This window comes from Exiguobacterium sp. s40 (assembly GCF_018617905.1).
Taxonomy (GTDB): domain Bacteria; phylum Bacillota; class Bacilli; order Exiguobacteriales; family Exiguobacteriaceae; genus Exiguobacterium; species Exiguobacterium mexicanum_A.
Map to the genome: position 1 here is coordinate 231658 of NZ_JACSLC010000002.1, position 13942 is coordinate 245599.

Sequence of the window (13942 nt, forward strand, 5' to 3'; positions counted from 1 at the left end):
TGACGTGTGACCAAATCGAAGGGGGAAACGAACAGTGAAACAAGAAATGCGTGAACTGATTCTCCAGCAAGTGAAAGACGGGAAGTTGACGATTGAAGAAGGCATGACCCAGCTCGAACGGCTCGAGAAATTGGAGCCGGAGCGTGTCCAAGCGCTCGAGGAACGTCAAGAGACGGAGAAAGTCGATGCCTACTCGGTCGAGTCGCTCACGACAAAACTGACGTCGGCGGTCGAAGGGCTCGTGACGAAACTTCGTGAAAGCGACTTCACGTTCAGCTCGAACTTCGGGCCGGAAGTGACGTATTCGAAATCGTTCCCGTTCACCGGGAAAGATATCTCGCTCGACTTGTTCAACGCCTCGGCGACGATCGTCTCGTCGGACAACGACAAGTGTGAACTGATTGTCACCGGACGTCCGCTCCGTCAGCAGGACGCGGACAAGGCGCTCGAACAGCTCCAGTCAGCGGTCAAGCATTCGGTCATCGGTGACCGTCTCGTCGTGTCACTCCGTGACAAGCTCGTCCGGGCGCACGTCGAACTGTACGTCCCGCATCATCATTTCGATCACCTACACGTACAGACGCTCAACGGTGAGGTCCGTGCCGACGGCCTAGACGTCGAGAGCGTTCGTATCCAGACGGCGAACGGCCGGGTCGTACTTCATGAAGTACATGCCTCGGAGCTGCTCCTCAACACGGGGAACGGAACGGTCGAAGTCGAAGCGGTCGAATCTGAACTCGTCCACGTCCGGACCGGCAACGGAGCCGTCATCGTGAACGGCAAATACGACAAGGCGTCGCTCAAGACCGGCAACGGGAACATCCGCGCCGAACTCGCGACGGCACGTCCGGCCAAGTTCGAGCTCGCCTCGCTCGCCGGAAACGTCCGTCTCGTCTTGCCGCACGGCGTCGAGGTCGAAGGAGAACTCGAGACGAACTTCGGTGGTCTCCACTGTAATTTAGACGAGCTCGAGATCATCCGCGACCGGAAAGACGTCGCCCAACGCCGACTCGAATTCTTGTCGGGCCGTGGCCAGACACCGCGGATCGAAGTCGAGGCCGGGACGCGTACCGGCACGATCGACCTCGAACACGGTTCGCTCCACACACCGTCGACGTTCCTCGAAGAGGACAAAAACGAACCGACGGAACCAATCGATCCAGTCGACCCGGTCAATCCGGCCGACTTGAACAACCCGTTCCATCAGCAATGACCGACAACCCGAAGGCCTCTCGCCTTCGGGTTTCTTTTAACTTGAGAGACGAGGAGGGACGGGATGAAGCGATTTGTGTCAGCGTACGGATGGATGATGATTGCGGTGCTGGTGCTTGGCGGATGTGCCGACGAACAGCGCATCGTCAATGAGAACGAGCCGGCTGGCGACGAAGCGATTGCTGTCGCCTGGGCGTATGTGACCGCGCGGAACTGGCAGGAGCCCGCAATCGATGCGGGAGCAAGTGCCGAGGTACATCGTGTCACGGTCGATGATGGTTATGAACTGTTGGACGATGCGTATGCCGGGACCGAGGCGCTCGCCGTCTCGTTCGAAGCGGACCCGAACAGTAGCGTCGACGTACCGACGATCTTGGTCGCACCGGAGTCGAACACCGTGGTCGGCTATGTACCGGGCGAATGAGACATCCATGACAAAACCCGAAGGCGGTTGCCTCCGGGTTTTTGTCATGTCATAGATTCATTTGATACTCCATTTGTTCCCAATCCATCATTTGACCGTCATACAGCGTGAATGAGCCGATGATGAACAGGATGAACAGGACCGGTCCGGCGATGAGTAAGAAAATCCCGAGGTTCCGCATCGTCTTCGACCGGTTCCAATAGAAGATGATGGCGACGATCATCGATAACAGCGACCCGGACAAGAACAAGCCGACGATGTTCAAGATGAACAATAAGAGCACCGTTTCGTTTTTCGTCGCCGCATACTCGCGCCACATATCAAACAGTGACTTGACCAAGTAGACGAGCGCCGCGATCCCAACGATAAAAATAAAGACAATGGCAATCCAAAATAGTGAATTCATGTGATTTCACCTCCCTAATCGTCTATACCCGTTCTACGGAATCGCCACGAATTAGTTTCATCTCTTTTTTTCGACACGTTTCGGCTCACTTTCGTTGACGCTTCTCCAGAAGAGCTATGATACAATAATGAGCGTGAAAGGGGCAGATACTCATGCAAAATATCGTACGCACGGCTCAACTCGTTGAGCGCTTCAAACTTCAAGTCATCGCCGGGGAAGAGGGACTCCATCGTCCTGTCGCCACACCGGACCTCAGTCGACCGGGACTCGTCCTTGCCGGCTACTATACGCACTATGCGAAAAATCGGCTGCAAGTGCTCGGCAAGACCGAGCTCACGTTTTATGCTAGCTTATCAGAAGAGAGCCGCCGCGAGCGGGCGAAGATTTTATGCACGGAATTGACACCGGGCATCCTCATCACGCGCGGCTTCGACATCCCGAAAGAGATCGAACAAGAAGCCGAGGCGGCGAACGTCCCGCTCATGCGCACGAACGCGATGACGACGTCAATCGAGTCACAAATCACGAACTTCCTCGAGATGGAACTCGCGCCGATGACGGCGATGCACGGCGTACTCGTCGACATCTATGGCGTCGGCGTGCTCATCAAAGGGCAGAGCGGCGTCGGGAAATCCGAGACCGCCCTCGAACTCGTCAAACGGGGCCATCGCCTCGTCGCCGATGACTCGGTCGAGATTCGTCAGACCGGGGACCAGCTGCTCGTCGGTTCGGCACCGAAACTGATTCGTCACTTGCTCGAGATTCGCGGAATCGGCATCATCGACGTCATGACGTTGTTCGGCGCTGGCGCCGTCCGCTCGCACAAGAAAATCAGCTTAATCATCAACCTCGAGAACTGGGATGCGGGCAAAGTATACGACCGCGTCGGGCTCGATCACAACACGATGAAAATCATCGACAGCGAAGTGCCGTTGCTCACGATCCCGGTCCGTCCGGGACGTAACTTGGCCGTCATCGTCGAAGTCGCGGCGATGAACTACCGCCTCCAGAACATGGGCATCAACACGGCCGAAGAGTTCGCGGAACGTCTCGCGAACGCCATCAATGACAACGAAGGGGACATGGAATAATGGTAGAGCCAACGTTTGACCGCGTCGCGTTTGAAATCGGGTCGCTCCCGATCTATTGGTACGGCATGATCATCGCCTTCGGTGCGATGCTCGGCCTCGTTCTCGCCTTGTTCGAGGCGAAACGTCTCAATTATGATTCAGAACGGGTCGTCGATGTCATCATCTGGTCGATTCCGATCAGTATCGTCTTCGCCCGGATTTACTACGTCATCTTCCAATGGGACTACTACAGTGAGAACCTTGGACAGATCATCGACATCCGACAAGGCGGGATCGCAATCCACGGCGCCATCTTCGGAGCGTTGCTCGTCGTCATCATCTATTGCATGCGCAAGTCGATGTCGTTCTGGAAGATCACCGATATCCTCGCTCCGTCGCTCCTGCTCGGGCAAGCGGTCGGACGTTGGGGGAACTTCATGAACCAAGAGGCGCACGGTGCCGAGACGACGAGCCGTTTCTTGAAAGAGACGCTCTTCCTCCCGGATTGGATCGTCAATCAGATGTATATCGATGGCGCTTATTACTTGCCGACATTCTTGTTCGAGAGCGTCTGGAACATCATCGGCGTCATCTTGCTCGTCGTCTGGCGTATGGTCGGTAACCCGCCGCGCGGCTACATCTTCTTGTCGTATCTCGTCTGGTATTCGATCGGACGCTTCTATATCGAAGGGCTCCGCACGGATAGCCTCATGGCCGGCGATTTCCGGACGGCACAACTCGTTTCGATCGCGATGATTGTATTCGGTGTCGTCATGATGATCGTCCGCCGCAAAGCGAAACGATACGATGACCCTTCAGAGAAAGGACTGTTTGATTGATGGATACACTTCTATTCGATTTGGATGGCACGTTGCTCGATACGAACCCGCTCATCATCGCGAGTTTCCGTCACACGCTCGGGTACTACTTCCCGGACGAGACGTATCGCGATGAGGACATCTTCCCGTTCATCGGACCGACGCTCGAGAAGTCGTTCAAGGCGCTCAATGAGCCGGAATGGAAAGAGATGCAGGCGTTCTATCGCAGCTTCAATATCGCGATGCACGACCAGCTCGTCGCCGAATATCCGGGTGTGATCGAGGGGCTGTATCGCCTCCACGCCAAAGGATACAAGATGGGCGTCGTCACCTCGAAAGGCCGTCCCGTCGTCGAGCAAGGCTTGCGTCTGTTCAAGATCGACCATCTGTTCGATGTGGTCGTCACGGCCGACGATGTGGAATATGAGAAACCGCACGCCGAACCGGTCGAACGGGCGCTCCGTGCGCTCGGATCGACGGCGGACCGCGCTGTCATGGTCGGGGACAACGACACGGACATCTTCAGCGGCAAGAACGCTGGGACGAAGACGGTCGCTGTCGGCTGGGCCATTAAAGGCCGTGCGTTCCTCGAAGCGCTCGAACCGGACGTCATCATCGACTCGATGGAACATTTCGAGGCGTGGCTCGACGAGGTCACGGTCCATGCGTAAGACGGAACGGTTTCGTCTCGACGGTCCGAATCCGCTCTGGCAGATGTATCGGACGATTCGTTTCCTGCGTGTCTTCAAAAACACGACCGTCGTCTTGATCGGCCGGTACTTTCCGTCCGTCAAGGCGAAGCGCTGGCTATACCGGACGTTCCTCGGTATGGAAATCGGGGAGTATAGCGCGCTCGCCCTCATGGTGACGCCGGACGTCATGTTCCCGGAGCGGATTTCGATTGGCCGCAACACGGTCATCGGGTTCAACTCGACGATCCTCTGTCACGAGTATCTCGTCGACGAGTATCGGATTGGCGACGTCCACATCGGGGACGAGGTGTTGATTGGGGCGAACGTCACGATTTTACCTGGCGTGACGATTGGCGACCGGGCCGTCATCGGTGCCGGGGCCGTCGTCCATCGTGACGTCGCGCCCGGAGAGCGCGTCGTTGGGGCAAAGCTCCATACCATCGACACAAAATAGACACAATTTAGCGCGAAATCATTTTGAGGTCAAGACATGTAGGGCCTCATAAAATTACTAGGGCGGTATCACTTTTTTTAAAGGCGATACCGCTTTTTTGTGTCTATGGGCGCTGACATGAAACCTCCATATTTTTGTCGAAAAGCATTTGAACGACCTAGCAAAATATATTCATTATAGAAGGAATATAGTCCCGATTTTTTTTAAGTTTTTCAGTTGCCCTCGTTGTTTGAGTGAGGTATTCTTAACCCTGCAACTAAAAATAGATTTAGAGATGATGTGGAGGATTTAGAATATGGAAGCGAACTATGAAGCAGTAATGACGCTACCCGAACCAGAATCTCCGCTCGCCGCGGAGCTCCACTACTATAGAGGTCGTCGTGCGTTACGTGAAGGTCGCCTAGATGAAGCGACTTTTTTCATGGCTGAAGCCACTGCCGCTGCAGCGCACCGCGTCGACTATCACAAACAGTACGCTGAACTGTTATTTGAAGTAGGGGAGATCTATCATGCCAATGACGTGTGGAAACGGGTGCTAGAACTCGATGAGACGTCAACCGAGGCCTTGTATCACCTTGCGAGCAATTGCGCTTATATCTCTTTATATGAAGAAGCAGCGATGTATGCGACACGTTACCTCGAAGTCGAGGCAAACGGGCGCTATGCGGACTCGGTCCAATCGCTTTTAGAACTGATCGAACTCGAGCAAGAACTCGAGGACGAAGATGAAGACGAGTTGATCACGTGGCACACCGAGGCCCAGCAGCATATCGACAAAGGCCGCTTGTTCGCCGCCAAGTCGACGCTCGAGCGGTTAATCGACCGCTACCCGCGCTTTTGGCCGGCGTTCAACAACTTGGCCATCGTCAATTTTTATCTCGGCAACGATGAAGCGGCGTTCGAGACGCTCGAGTATGTGCTCGATGAAAACCCGGGCAACTTGCATGCGATTTTGAACACGATTTTGTTGTTGCATGAGGCCGGACAATCAGAAGCGGCGCTCCAACTGTCGGTCCCGCTGACACGGGTCCGCCCACTCCAGTTCGACTTGCGCTACAAACTCGCCACGACACTCGCGCTCGTCGGTCAATACGACCGCGCGTACGAAGAACTCCGCCTCTTGAAAGACCGCGGATTCCGTGGGGATTCACTGTTCGGGCATTGGCTCAGCGTGTCCGCCTACAAGACCGGGCGTCTTGAAGAAGCGGCCACCTATTTGAACAGTGACGAGTTGAAACAATTTGAAGAAGCGAGCCCGTATGACATCCGCGACAACCTCGAGTTCCGTTCGGCACTCGTCCAAGGGTTGCGCCAAGAAGAAGACGCGGCTCGCATCGAAATCATCCGAATCATCTCGAAACTTGCCGACGACGAGGCGTTTGAAGCACTCGCGTTGACGAACGGGATCACCGACAACGAGACGGTGCTCGCCTTCGCCGAGAAATGTCGTGCTGAGATTTGCGGGGCCCCGTTCACCGGTGACGCCCGGATCGCTCGGGCGTATGAGGCCCTCGTGCTCGCCGAGACGGAAGTGACGGAAGCGGAACAGATGAGCCTCGACGGCGACTTCTATGAACGGTTCTCACTCCTGCTCCTTGCCGGGGCATCGTTCGAGGACGTCACGGCATCGGCCGCGGCCCTCGTCTGGATGTTCTATGCGAAACGGGATGCCCTCATCCTCGACGACTGCGCCGACACGTTCGGAATCGACGTCGCGACGCTCACGGGCACGATCCGTTCGTTCAAACAGACACTCGAACAAGCATAAAGATAGACGATACCTCCCTAGGTTTCTTATACTGAAGTCAATCAATTTCATGCAGAGGTGGAATCATTATGACAGAAGAAAAAATCTATGACGTCATTATCATCGGGGCCGGCCCAGCCGGAATGACGGCGGCACTTTACGCGTCGCGTGCCAACTTATCGACACTTATGATCGAACGCGGTATCCCAGGTGGACAGATGGCGAACACGGAAGATATCGAAAACTATCCGGGCTATGACAGCATCCTCGGCCCAGACTTGTCTCAAAAAATGTTCGACCACTCGAAAGCATTCGGGGCGGAGTACGCTTATGGCGACGTCCAAAGCATCTCGGACGAGACGGAATATAAAGTCGTCCACGCGCACAACCGTGACTATAAAGCACGGGCGATCATCCTCGCTTCTGGCGCACAATACAAGAAAATCGGTGTCCCGGGCGAAGAAGAGCTCGGCGGCCGCGGTGTCTCGTATTGTGCGGTCTGTGACGGGGCGTTCTTCAAAGGGAAGAACTTGTTCGTCATCGGCGGCGGCGACTCAGCTGTCGAGGAAGGCGTGTTCTTGACACGTTTTGCTGACAAGGTGACAATCGTTCACCGTCGCGACGAGCTTCGCGCTCAGAAGATTCTTCAAAAACGGGCGTTCGACAACCCGAAAATCGACTTCATCTGGAACCACACGCTCAAAGAGATCGTGGAAGCGGATGGTAAAGTCGGTGGGGCACGTCTCGTCAGCACGGTCGATGGGACCGAGTCGGACCACGAAATCGACGGTGTGTTCATCTATATTGGTATGAACCCGATCACTGGTTTCGTCAAAGACCTCGGCATCACGAACGAGCAAGGCTATATCGTCACGAACGAAGCGATGGAGACGAAGATCCCAGGGATTTTCGCAGCCGGCGACGTACGCGACAAGACGCTCCGTCAAGTCGTCACCGCGACGAACGACGGATCGATTGCCGCTCAAAACGCGCAACACTATATCGAGGGGCTCCTCGAGGCGTTGCACGAACAAAACGCGTGACATGAGGCAGAAGGGATTGCGGGCGACCGCAATCCCTTCTCTTTTTTTCGGACGTTCGTTATACTAAGGACAGAAGAGAGCTGCACACACGGCTCGGTTGTCAATTTTAAGGGGGCGTCAGTGACATGGAAGACTTTAAAGGATTAGAAGAATTGATCATCATCAGCGGGATGAGTGGGGCCGGGAAATCGGTCGCAATGAATAGCTTTGAGGATCTCGGCTATTTTTGCGTCGATAACTTGCCGCCGGTGCTATTGCCGCAATTGATCGATGTCATCAGCTCGGTCCGGCCGAAGATCGCCGTCGCGATCGACACACGGACGCGCGACTTCATCGACAGCCTGTTCATCGTCATCGACGACTTGGAACAGAAGAACGTGCACCCGCACTTGTTGTATCTCGACACACGGGACGAAGTGCTCGTGCGCCGCTACAAGGAGACGCGCCGGTCGCATCCGCTCGCCCCGGAAGACGCGCCGCTCGTCGGCATCGGGATGGAGCGCTCGTTGCTCGAAGGGTTCCGTGACCGGGCCCATACGCTCTACGATACGAGCGACTTGAAGCCGCAGATGCTCAAAGACCGCATCTTGCTCCAGTTCAACGAGGAACGGATTCCGTTCACGGTCAACTTCATGTCGTTCGGGTTCAAACACGGCGTCCCGCTCGACATCGACCTGTTGTTCGACGTCCGCTTCATCACGAACCCGTTCTATATCCCGGAACTCCGTCCGCTCACCGGGCAGACGGAAGAAGTCCAGAACTACGTCATGTCGCACCCCGAGGCGCGGGCGTTCTATAAAAAACTGATCGACATGCTCGAATTCCTGTTGCCGCAGTACAAGCGCGAAGGGAAGACGCAAGTCGTCGTCGCCTTCGGCTGTACGGGCGGGAAGCACCGCTCGATCACGTTCGCCGAGAAAGTATCGGCCCATTTCGCCGAGCGCTATAACGTCAAGACCGTCCATCGCGATCTCGCGCATGCGACGAAGGAGAAATAAGATGAGACGCGATAGAAAAGTGGTGGCCATCGGTGGAGGGACGGGCCTCTCGACGCTCGTCCGGGGCTTGAAGCATTATCCGCTCGACATCACGGCCATCGTCACGGTCGGGGACGACGGGGGCAGCTCGGGGCGCCTCCGTGACGAGTTCCATATGTTGCCGCCGGGCGACATCCGGAACGTCATCCTCGCCTTGTCCGAGGTCGAGCCACTCATGGACAAGATTTTGCAGTATCGGTTCGACAGCGGTTACGGGCTCGAAGGGCACTCGCTCGGCAACCTTATGTTGACGGCGGCGACGCACATTTGTGAAGGCTCGTTCGTCAAGGCGGTTGACGTCTTGTCGCAGCTGTTGAACGCCCAAGGCAAGGTGCTCCCGGTGACGGAGACACTCATGACGCTCGCCGCCGAGTTCGAGGACGGGACGATCGTCAAAGGTGAATCAAAGATCCCGCTCGTCGAGAAACAAATCAAGCGCCTGTTCTTGCTCGAGGAAGGCATCAAGCCGGCGGCTGGTGTCGTCGAGGCAATCGAGGACGCCGATTTGATCGTGCTCGGTCCAGGGAGCCTCTATACGAGCATCATCCCGAACCTCTTGATTCCAGAAGTGCGTGACGCCATCGTCCGCTCCAAGAAACCGGTCGTCTACATCTGCAACGTCATGACGCAGCCCGGCGAGACGAAAGGGTACGACGCGATGAAACATTTGAAATCGATCGAGGCATATCTCGGCAAGTCGACGGTCGACACGATCGTCGTCAACAACGAGCCGATCGAGGACATCTATTTAGAGCGTTACCTCGAGGACGGTTCGGAAGAAGTCCGCTTCGATCGGAAGAAGCTTCGAAATTACGGTACGAACGTGCTCGCGGGGGACATCGTCGACTATAACCGTGACTATATCCGCCATGACTCGGACGCCATCGCCGGACTCGTCATGCAACGCGTCCTGCGCATCAAGAAACCACGCTCGTTCCAAGAACTTGAGCTGAAATAAGTTGTGATTGAACAGAAAGGAGGGGACCGGCATGAGCTTTGCCTCTGACGTCAAAAAAGAATTGACGCAACTCGTCGTGACCGATGCCGAGGCGAAAGCGGAACTATCCGCACTCGTCCGGATGAATGGGGTCATCTCGCTCGCTTTAGGGCGAGGGATGACGCTCGACGTCTCGACTGAGAACGCCGCCATCGCACGTCGAATCTATTCCCTCATGAAACGGCTGTACGACCATCATCTTGATTTGTTCGTACGGAAGAAAATGCGGTTGAAGAAGAACAACGTCTATATCGTCCGGGTCGCCCAGCGTGCCGAGACGATGCTTCGCGACCTTGAGATCCTCGGGGAGAACTACGAGATGATTCGCACGCTCAACTCGGACATGACACGTGACGAGAACCTCGCCCGTGCCTATTTACGCGGGTCGTTCCTCGCCGGCGGGTCAATCAACCATCCGAAGACGTCGTCATATCACCTCGAGGTGTACAGCCTGTACGAGAACCATAACCAGGCGCTCCGTGACCTCGCCAACCGCTTCGGCTTGAACGCGAAGACGCTCGAGCGGAAGAAAGGGCATATCCTCTATATCAAAGAGAGTGAAAAGATCTCGGACTTCCTGAAACTCATCGGGGCGACGCGCGGCATGCTCGACTTCGAGGACGCGCGCATCATCAAAGACATGCGGAACTCGGTCAACCGGCTCGTCAACTGTGAGACGGCGAACTTGAACAAGACTGTCGGGGCGGCGCTCCGCCAAGTCGAGAACATCAAGTTCCTCGAGCGCACGGTCGGGCTTGAGATCTTACCGGTCAAACTCCGGGAAATCGCCGAGCTCCGGGTCACCCATCAAGACGTCTCGCTCCAAGAACTTGGCGAGATGCTCGAGACGGGACCAATCTCGAAATCGGGGATCAACCATCGGCTCCGCAAGATCGACCAGATCGCGGACAAGGTGCGAAACGGTGAAGAAATCAGCTCATCGTGACCCCGGTTGCACCAAAACCATTCTTCCTATATAATTAGCAATTGTGTATAGGACTTAGAAATGTAACTTAAAGGAGCTTCATGATTATGTCGAATGCAAAGAAAAGAATCTCGCTCACGATCGACGCTGATTTAGACCAGGTCATCACGGAGCGTGCGAAACAAATCGGGATCCCGAAAAGCGCCCTCGTCACGTTCGCGACAAGCCTCTTCCTCAACCAATTGCGCGCGGAAGAAGTATTGTCAGGTGACACGAACGCCATCTATCAGGTCATCCGCAAAGATTATGAACTGCTCACGAGCGTGGATAACTTAGACAAATAATTGCGAAAGGCTGACTGCGGTCAGCCTTTTTTGGTTGCATCCGGCCTTAAAATTTGGAATAGTGGTTATATTGAATTCGAATGGAGGTCGATCCTATGGGGCAAATCTTGCTCATCCTAGTATTACAACTCGTCTACGTACCGGTGCTGACGCTTCGGACTATCATGCTCGTCAAAGGAAAAACGATGATTGCGGGGCTGTTCGGGACGCTTGAGACGCTGATCTATATCTTTGCGCTCGGTATCGTGTTCCAAGATTTGACGACGCTCGGCATGATCGTCTATGCGGTCGGATTCGGGCTCGGGATTCTCGTCGGCGGTTACGTCGAGCGTAAGCTTGCTATCGGCTACAACATGATCCAAGTCCACACGCAAGAGTTCCCGGCCGAGCTCATCCAAAAGATGCGCGACAGCGGTTATGGTGTGACGCACTACCAAGGTCAGGGGCGTGACGGCATCCGATATCGTCTCGACGTCTTGGCGGCACGGACACGGATGAAAGATTTGCGGCAAATGGTCGAGGAGTATGAGCCGAAGGCGTTCCTCGTCGCATTCGATCCGATTGACTTTAAAGGCGGCTATATGATGAAAGGGCTCCGACGCCCGAAATGAACGGGACGACTCACGGAAGTGGGTCGTTTTTTCGTGGAACGGGGAATACAAGAACAAAGGAGATGAGCGAGTCGAGACGAAAAGGGTTATGGATCGTCGTGGTTGGGTTGATTCTCGTCGTCGGCGCGTTGTTGGCCACCTCGTTTTGGAAGTCGGAGTCCTCGATCAAACCGCCGCTCCCGACAGTCCGGATCGGATCGGTGACGGCCGAAGTGAAACAGTCGACGTTCTGCTGGTCCAATGGGGGCGAGGCGGTATGTGAAGACCACGGGTTGCCGGAAGCGGACGACTTGCAGCTCGTGCCCGTCGAGCCGGGTGCCGAGATTGATGTCGAGTTCCATGCCGAGCCGTCGAACGCCTCATTCCATCAAATCATCGATGGGGAGCTCGTACGGTCTGAACCCGTCGTGCCCGACGAACCGGGCGTCTATTTGTTTGAGACGGGCGGGGAGTGGCCGCGTGGGGACAGCCGCTATGTGTTCGGGGTCGAGGTCGAGGAATAAAAGAGTTGACCTGTCCGCTACGGGCGGCTTTATGATAAACGAGAAGGGGGGACGCCAATGATTCAAATCGGAAAAGTGGTCCATCTAACGGGGTTGTCCACTAAAGCAATCAAATGGTATGAAGCGAAAGGACTCGTCCAACCGACTCGTTTAGATAATCAGTATCGGTTATACGGGATGGAAGAAATAAGACGCCTGAACGAAATCAAGTTACTACGCCAAATGGGTATCTCGCTCGAACAAATTCAAACGGCAGAAAGTGTGAGCGAGTTACTCGACAGCAGACTTGATGAGGTCCAACGCGAAATCGAGGCGTTGCGACAAGTCGAGCAACAAATCAAATGGATGCAAACAGGGGGAGATTCAATGAAAGTACGTTATGAGATGTGGGACCGACCGAAAATCGTAAACGGCTATGTATCCGAACTCACCACAATCCCATTCGTTTGGGAAAAACTGCAACCGGAGCTGACGACAGACGAATCATATGGCGTCTGTTTAGCGAAAGAAGAAGCTTATCTAGCAGGGATGACTGATCCTGTCATAGGAGAAGAGGGAAGACAGGTTGAACTGTCGGCAGGACGTTACCTTGTCGCCACGGTCGAAGGCGGAATCCCGGCCATCCCCACGACGTATAATCAACTTCTAGCGTTGCCGGATGTAACGTTGCGGGATGCACTCGATTTTGAGCGCTACATTCATGGGCAAGACGGAGCTGACGACTTGATTGAAATTTGGTTACCTGTCCAATAAAAAGAAGCGCCTTTCCCGGAGTTGGGAAAGGCGCTTTTGGATTAACGCGTCATGACCTTGTCGATGAGACCGTAGTCTTTCGCTTGTTCAGCTGACATGAAGTAGTCGCGCTCTGTGTCGCGCTCGATGACTTCAAGCGGCTGGCCTGTGTTGTCGGCCATGATTTGGTTCAATTTCTCGCGCATCTTGATGATGCGTTCAGCATGGATCTTGATGTCCGATGCTTGACCTTGCGTACCGCCGAGCGGTTGGTGAATCATGATCTCCGCGTTTGGAAGCGCGAAGCGTTTGCCTTTTTCACCGGCTTGGAGCAAGAAGGCACCCATCGATGCGGCCATTCCGATACAAATCGTCGACACGTTCGGTTTGATGAAGTTCATCGTGTCATAAATCGCCATTCCGGAAGTGATCGAACCACCCGGACTGTTGATGTAAAGTGAGATGTCCTTATCTGGGTCCTCGGCTGCAAGGAAGAGGAGCTGGGCAACGATCGAGTTGGCGACGTTGTCGTCGATCGCACTTCCGAGCAAGATGATGCGGTCCTTGAGCAAGCGTGAGTAAATATCGTACGCGCGTTCCCCGCGACCTGTTTGTTCGATAACTGTTGGAATTAACATTGAATCTGCCTCCTTTATGTAGGTTGTAAACATATCATACCGCTATAGTCAATGTTGGTCAAACGATAGTCATCGTTTTTGACCTATTCCACGGTTTGACGATTCTAAAACGACAAAAGAGGTCAGGCATCTGCCTGACCTCTTTCTTTGATACACCCGGAGAGATTCGAACTCCCGACACCTGGCACCGGAAACCAGTGCTCTATCCCCTGAGCTACGGGTGCATGTGCTCTGACACGATTTATTATACATTTGTTTTTTTAAAAAAGCAATCCTGTTCGTCTCACTT

At 54.7% G+C, this 13942-nt stretch carries 17 protein-coding genes and 1 tRNA gene; 15 read left to right on the plus strand and 3 right to left on the minus strand.

Going from position 1 to position 13942, the window contains the following annotated elements; all coding sequences use genetic code 11:
* Positions 1–34: 34 nt before the first annotated feature.
* Both KNP02_RS02815 and KNP02_RS02820 read left to right on the plus strand, forming a co-directional pair.
* Positions 35–1213: a DUF4097 family beta strand repeat-containing protein gene (locus tag KNP02_RS02815; protein ID WP_214707261.1), complete on the plus strand. Its 1179-nt coding sequence runs from the start codon at positions 35–37 to the stop codon at positions 1211–1213.
* A gap of 63 nt (positions 1214–1276) precedes the next feature.
* Entirely contained in the window at positions 1277–1636 is a 360-nt protein-coding gene (locus KNP02_RS02820) for a hypothetical protein (protein ID WP_029595045.1), read from the plus strand.
* Positions 1637–1685: 49 nt separating this feature from the next.
* Here KNP02_RS02820 and KNP02_RS02825 read toward each other — a convergent pair whose 3' ends face one another.
* Positions 1686–2042 (minus strand): hypothetical protein, encoded by a 357-nt coding sequence (locus tag KNP02_RS02825; protein WP_214707263.1) that lies wholly within the window; start codon positions 2040–2042, stop codon positions 1686–1688.
* 152 nt (positions 2043–2194) lie between these two features.
* Here KNP02_RS02825 and hprK point away from each other — a divergent pair, with 152 nt between their 5' ends.
* From hprK to KNP02_RS02890, 13 genes are all read left to right on the plus strand, one after another.
* Positions 2195–3133: an HPr(Ser) kinase/phosphatase gene (gene hprK / locus KNP02_RS02830; protein ID WP_214707265.1), complete on the plus strand. Its 939-nt coding sequence runs from the start codon at positions 2195–2197 to the stop codon at positions 3131–3133.
* Positions 3133–3951, plus strand: coding sequence for a prolipoprotein diacylglyceryl transferase (lgt, locus tag KNP02_RS02835; protein WP_214707267.1), 819 nt, complete (start codon positions 3133–3135; stop codon positions 3949–3951). The genes hprK and lgt overlap by 1 nt, the downstream gene beginning before the upstream one ends.
* Positions 3951–4601, plus strand: a complete 651-nt coding sequence (gene ppaX, locus KNP02_RS02840) for a pyrophosphatase PpaX (protein WP_034778540.1) — start codon at positions 3951–3953, stop codon at positions 4599–4601. The genes lgt and ppaX overlap by 1 nt, the downstream gene beginning before the upstream one ends.
* The gene (locus KNP02_RS02845) at positions 4594–5076 is read left to right on the plus strand and encodes an acyltransferase (protein ID WP_034778539.1); all 483 of its coding nucleotides are present in this window, start codon (positions 4594–4596) and stop codon (positions 5074–5076) included. Before ppaX ends, KNP02_RS02845 begins: the two co-directional genes overlap by 8 nt.
* Before the next feature lie 295 nt (positions 5077–5371).
* Positions 5372–6844 carry a tetratricopeptide repeat protein gene (locus KNP02_RS02850; RefSeq protein WP_251129115.1) on the plus strand — a complete coding sequence of 491 codons (1473 nt, stop codon included), beginning with the start codon at positions 5372–5374 and terminating at the stop codon, positions 6842–6844.
* A gap of 68 nt (positions 6845–6912) precedes the next feature.
* Positions 6913–7866, plus strand: coding sequence for a thioredoxin-disulfide reductase (trxB, locus tag KNP02_RS02855; protein WP_029595052.1), 954 nt, complete (start codon positions 6913–6915; stop codon positions 7864–7866).
* A gap of 125 nt (positions 7867–7991) precedes the next feature.
* Positions 7992–8864 (plus strand): RNase adapter RapZ, encoded by an 873-nt coding sequence (gene rapZ / locus KNP02_RS02860; protein WP_029595053.1) that lies wholly within the window; start codon positions 7992–7994, stop codon positions 8862–8864.
* A gap of 1 nt (position 8865) precedes the next feature.
* Positions 8866–9861 carry a gluconeogenesis factor YvcK family protein gene (locus tag KNP02_RS02865; protein WP_034778537.1) on the plus strand — a complete coding sequence of 332 codons (996 nt, stop codon included), beginning with the start codon at positions 8866–8868 and terminating at the stop codon, positions 9859–9861.
* A 31-nt stretch (positions 9862–9892) separates the two neighbouring features.
* The gene (gene whiA / locus KNP02_RS02870; RefSeq protein ID WP_034778536.1) at positions 9893–10846 is read left to right on the plus strand and encodes a DNA-binding protein WhiA; all 954 of its coding nucleotides are present in this window, start codon (positions 9893–9895) and stop codon (positions 10844–10846) included.
* Positions 10847–10932: 86 nt separating this feature from the next.
* A complete protein-coding gene (locus KNP02_RS02875) occupies positions 10933–11169 on the plus strand; it encodes a hypothetical protein (protein WP_021065439.1) in 237 nt (78 codons plus the stop codon).
* Positions 11170–11264: 95 nt separating this feature from the next.
* Positions 11265–11780 carry a DUF2179 domain-containing protein gene (locus tag KNP02_RS02880; protein ID WP_021065440.1) on the plus strand — a complete coding sequence of 172 codons (516 nt, stop codon included), beginning with the start codon at positions 11265–11267 and terminating at the stop codon, positions 11778–11780.
* Positions 11781–11842: 62 nt separating this feature from the next.
* Entirely contained in the window at positions 11843–12283 is a 441-nt protein-coding gene (locus tag KNP02_RS02885) for a hypothetical protein (RefSeq protein ID WP_214707269.1), read from the plus strand.
* A gap of 57 nt (positions 12284–12340) precedes the next feature.
* A complete protein-coding gene (locus KNP02_RS02890; protein ID WP_214707271.1) occupies positions 12341–13036 on the plus strand; it encodes a MerR family transcriptional regulator in 696 nt (231 codons plus the stop codon).
* A 41-nt stretch (positions 13037–13077) separates the two neighbouring features.
* Here the strand turns inward: KNP02_RS02890 and clpP are convergent, their stop codons facing one another.
* A complete protein-coding gene (gene clpP / locus KNP02_RS02895; protein WP_138859072.1) occupies positions 13078–13653 on the minus strand; it encodes an ATP-dependent Clp endopeptidase proteolytic subunit ClpP in 576 nt (191 codons plus the stop codon).
* Positions 13654–13804: 151 nt separating this feature from the next.
* Positions 13805–13877 (minus strand) — tRNA-Arg (locus tag KNP02_RS02900).
* Between the last annotated feature and the right edge of the window lie 65 nt (positions 13878–13942).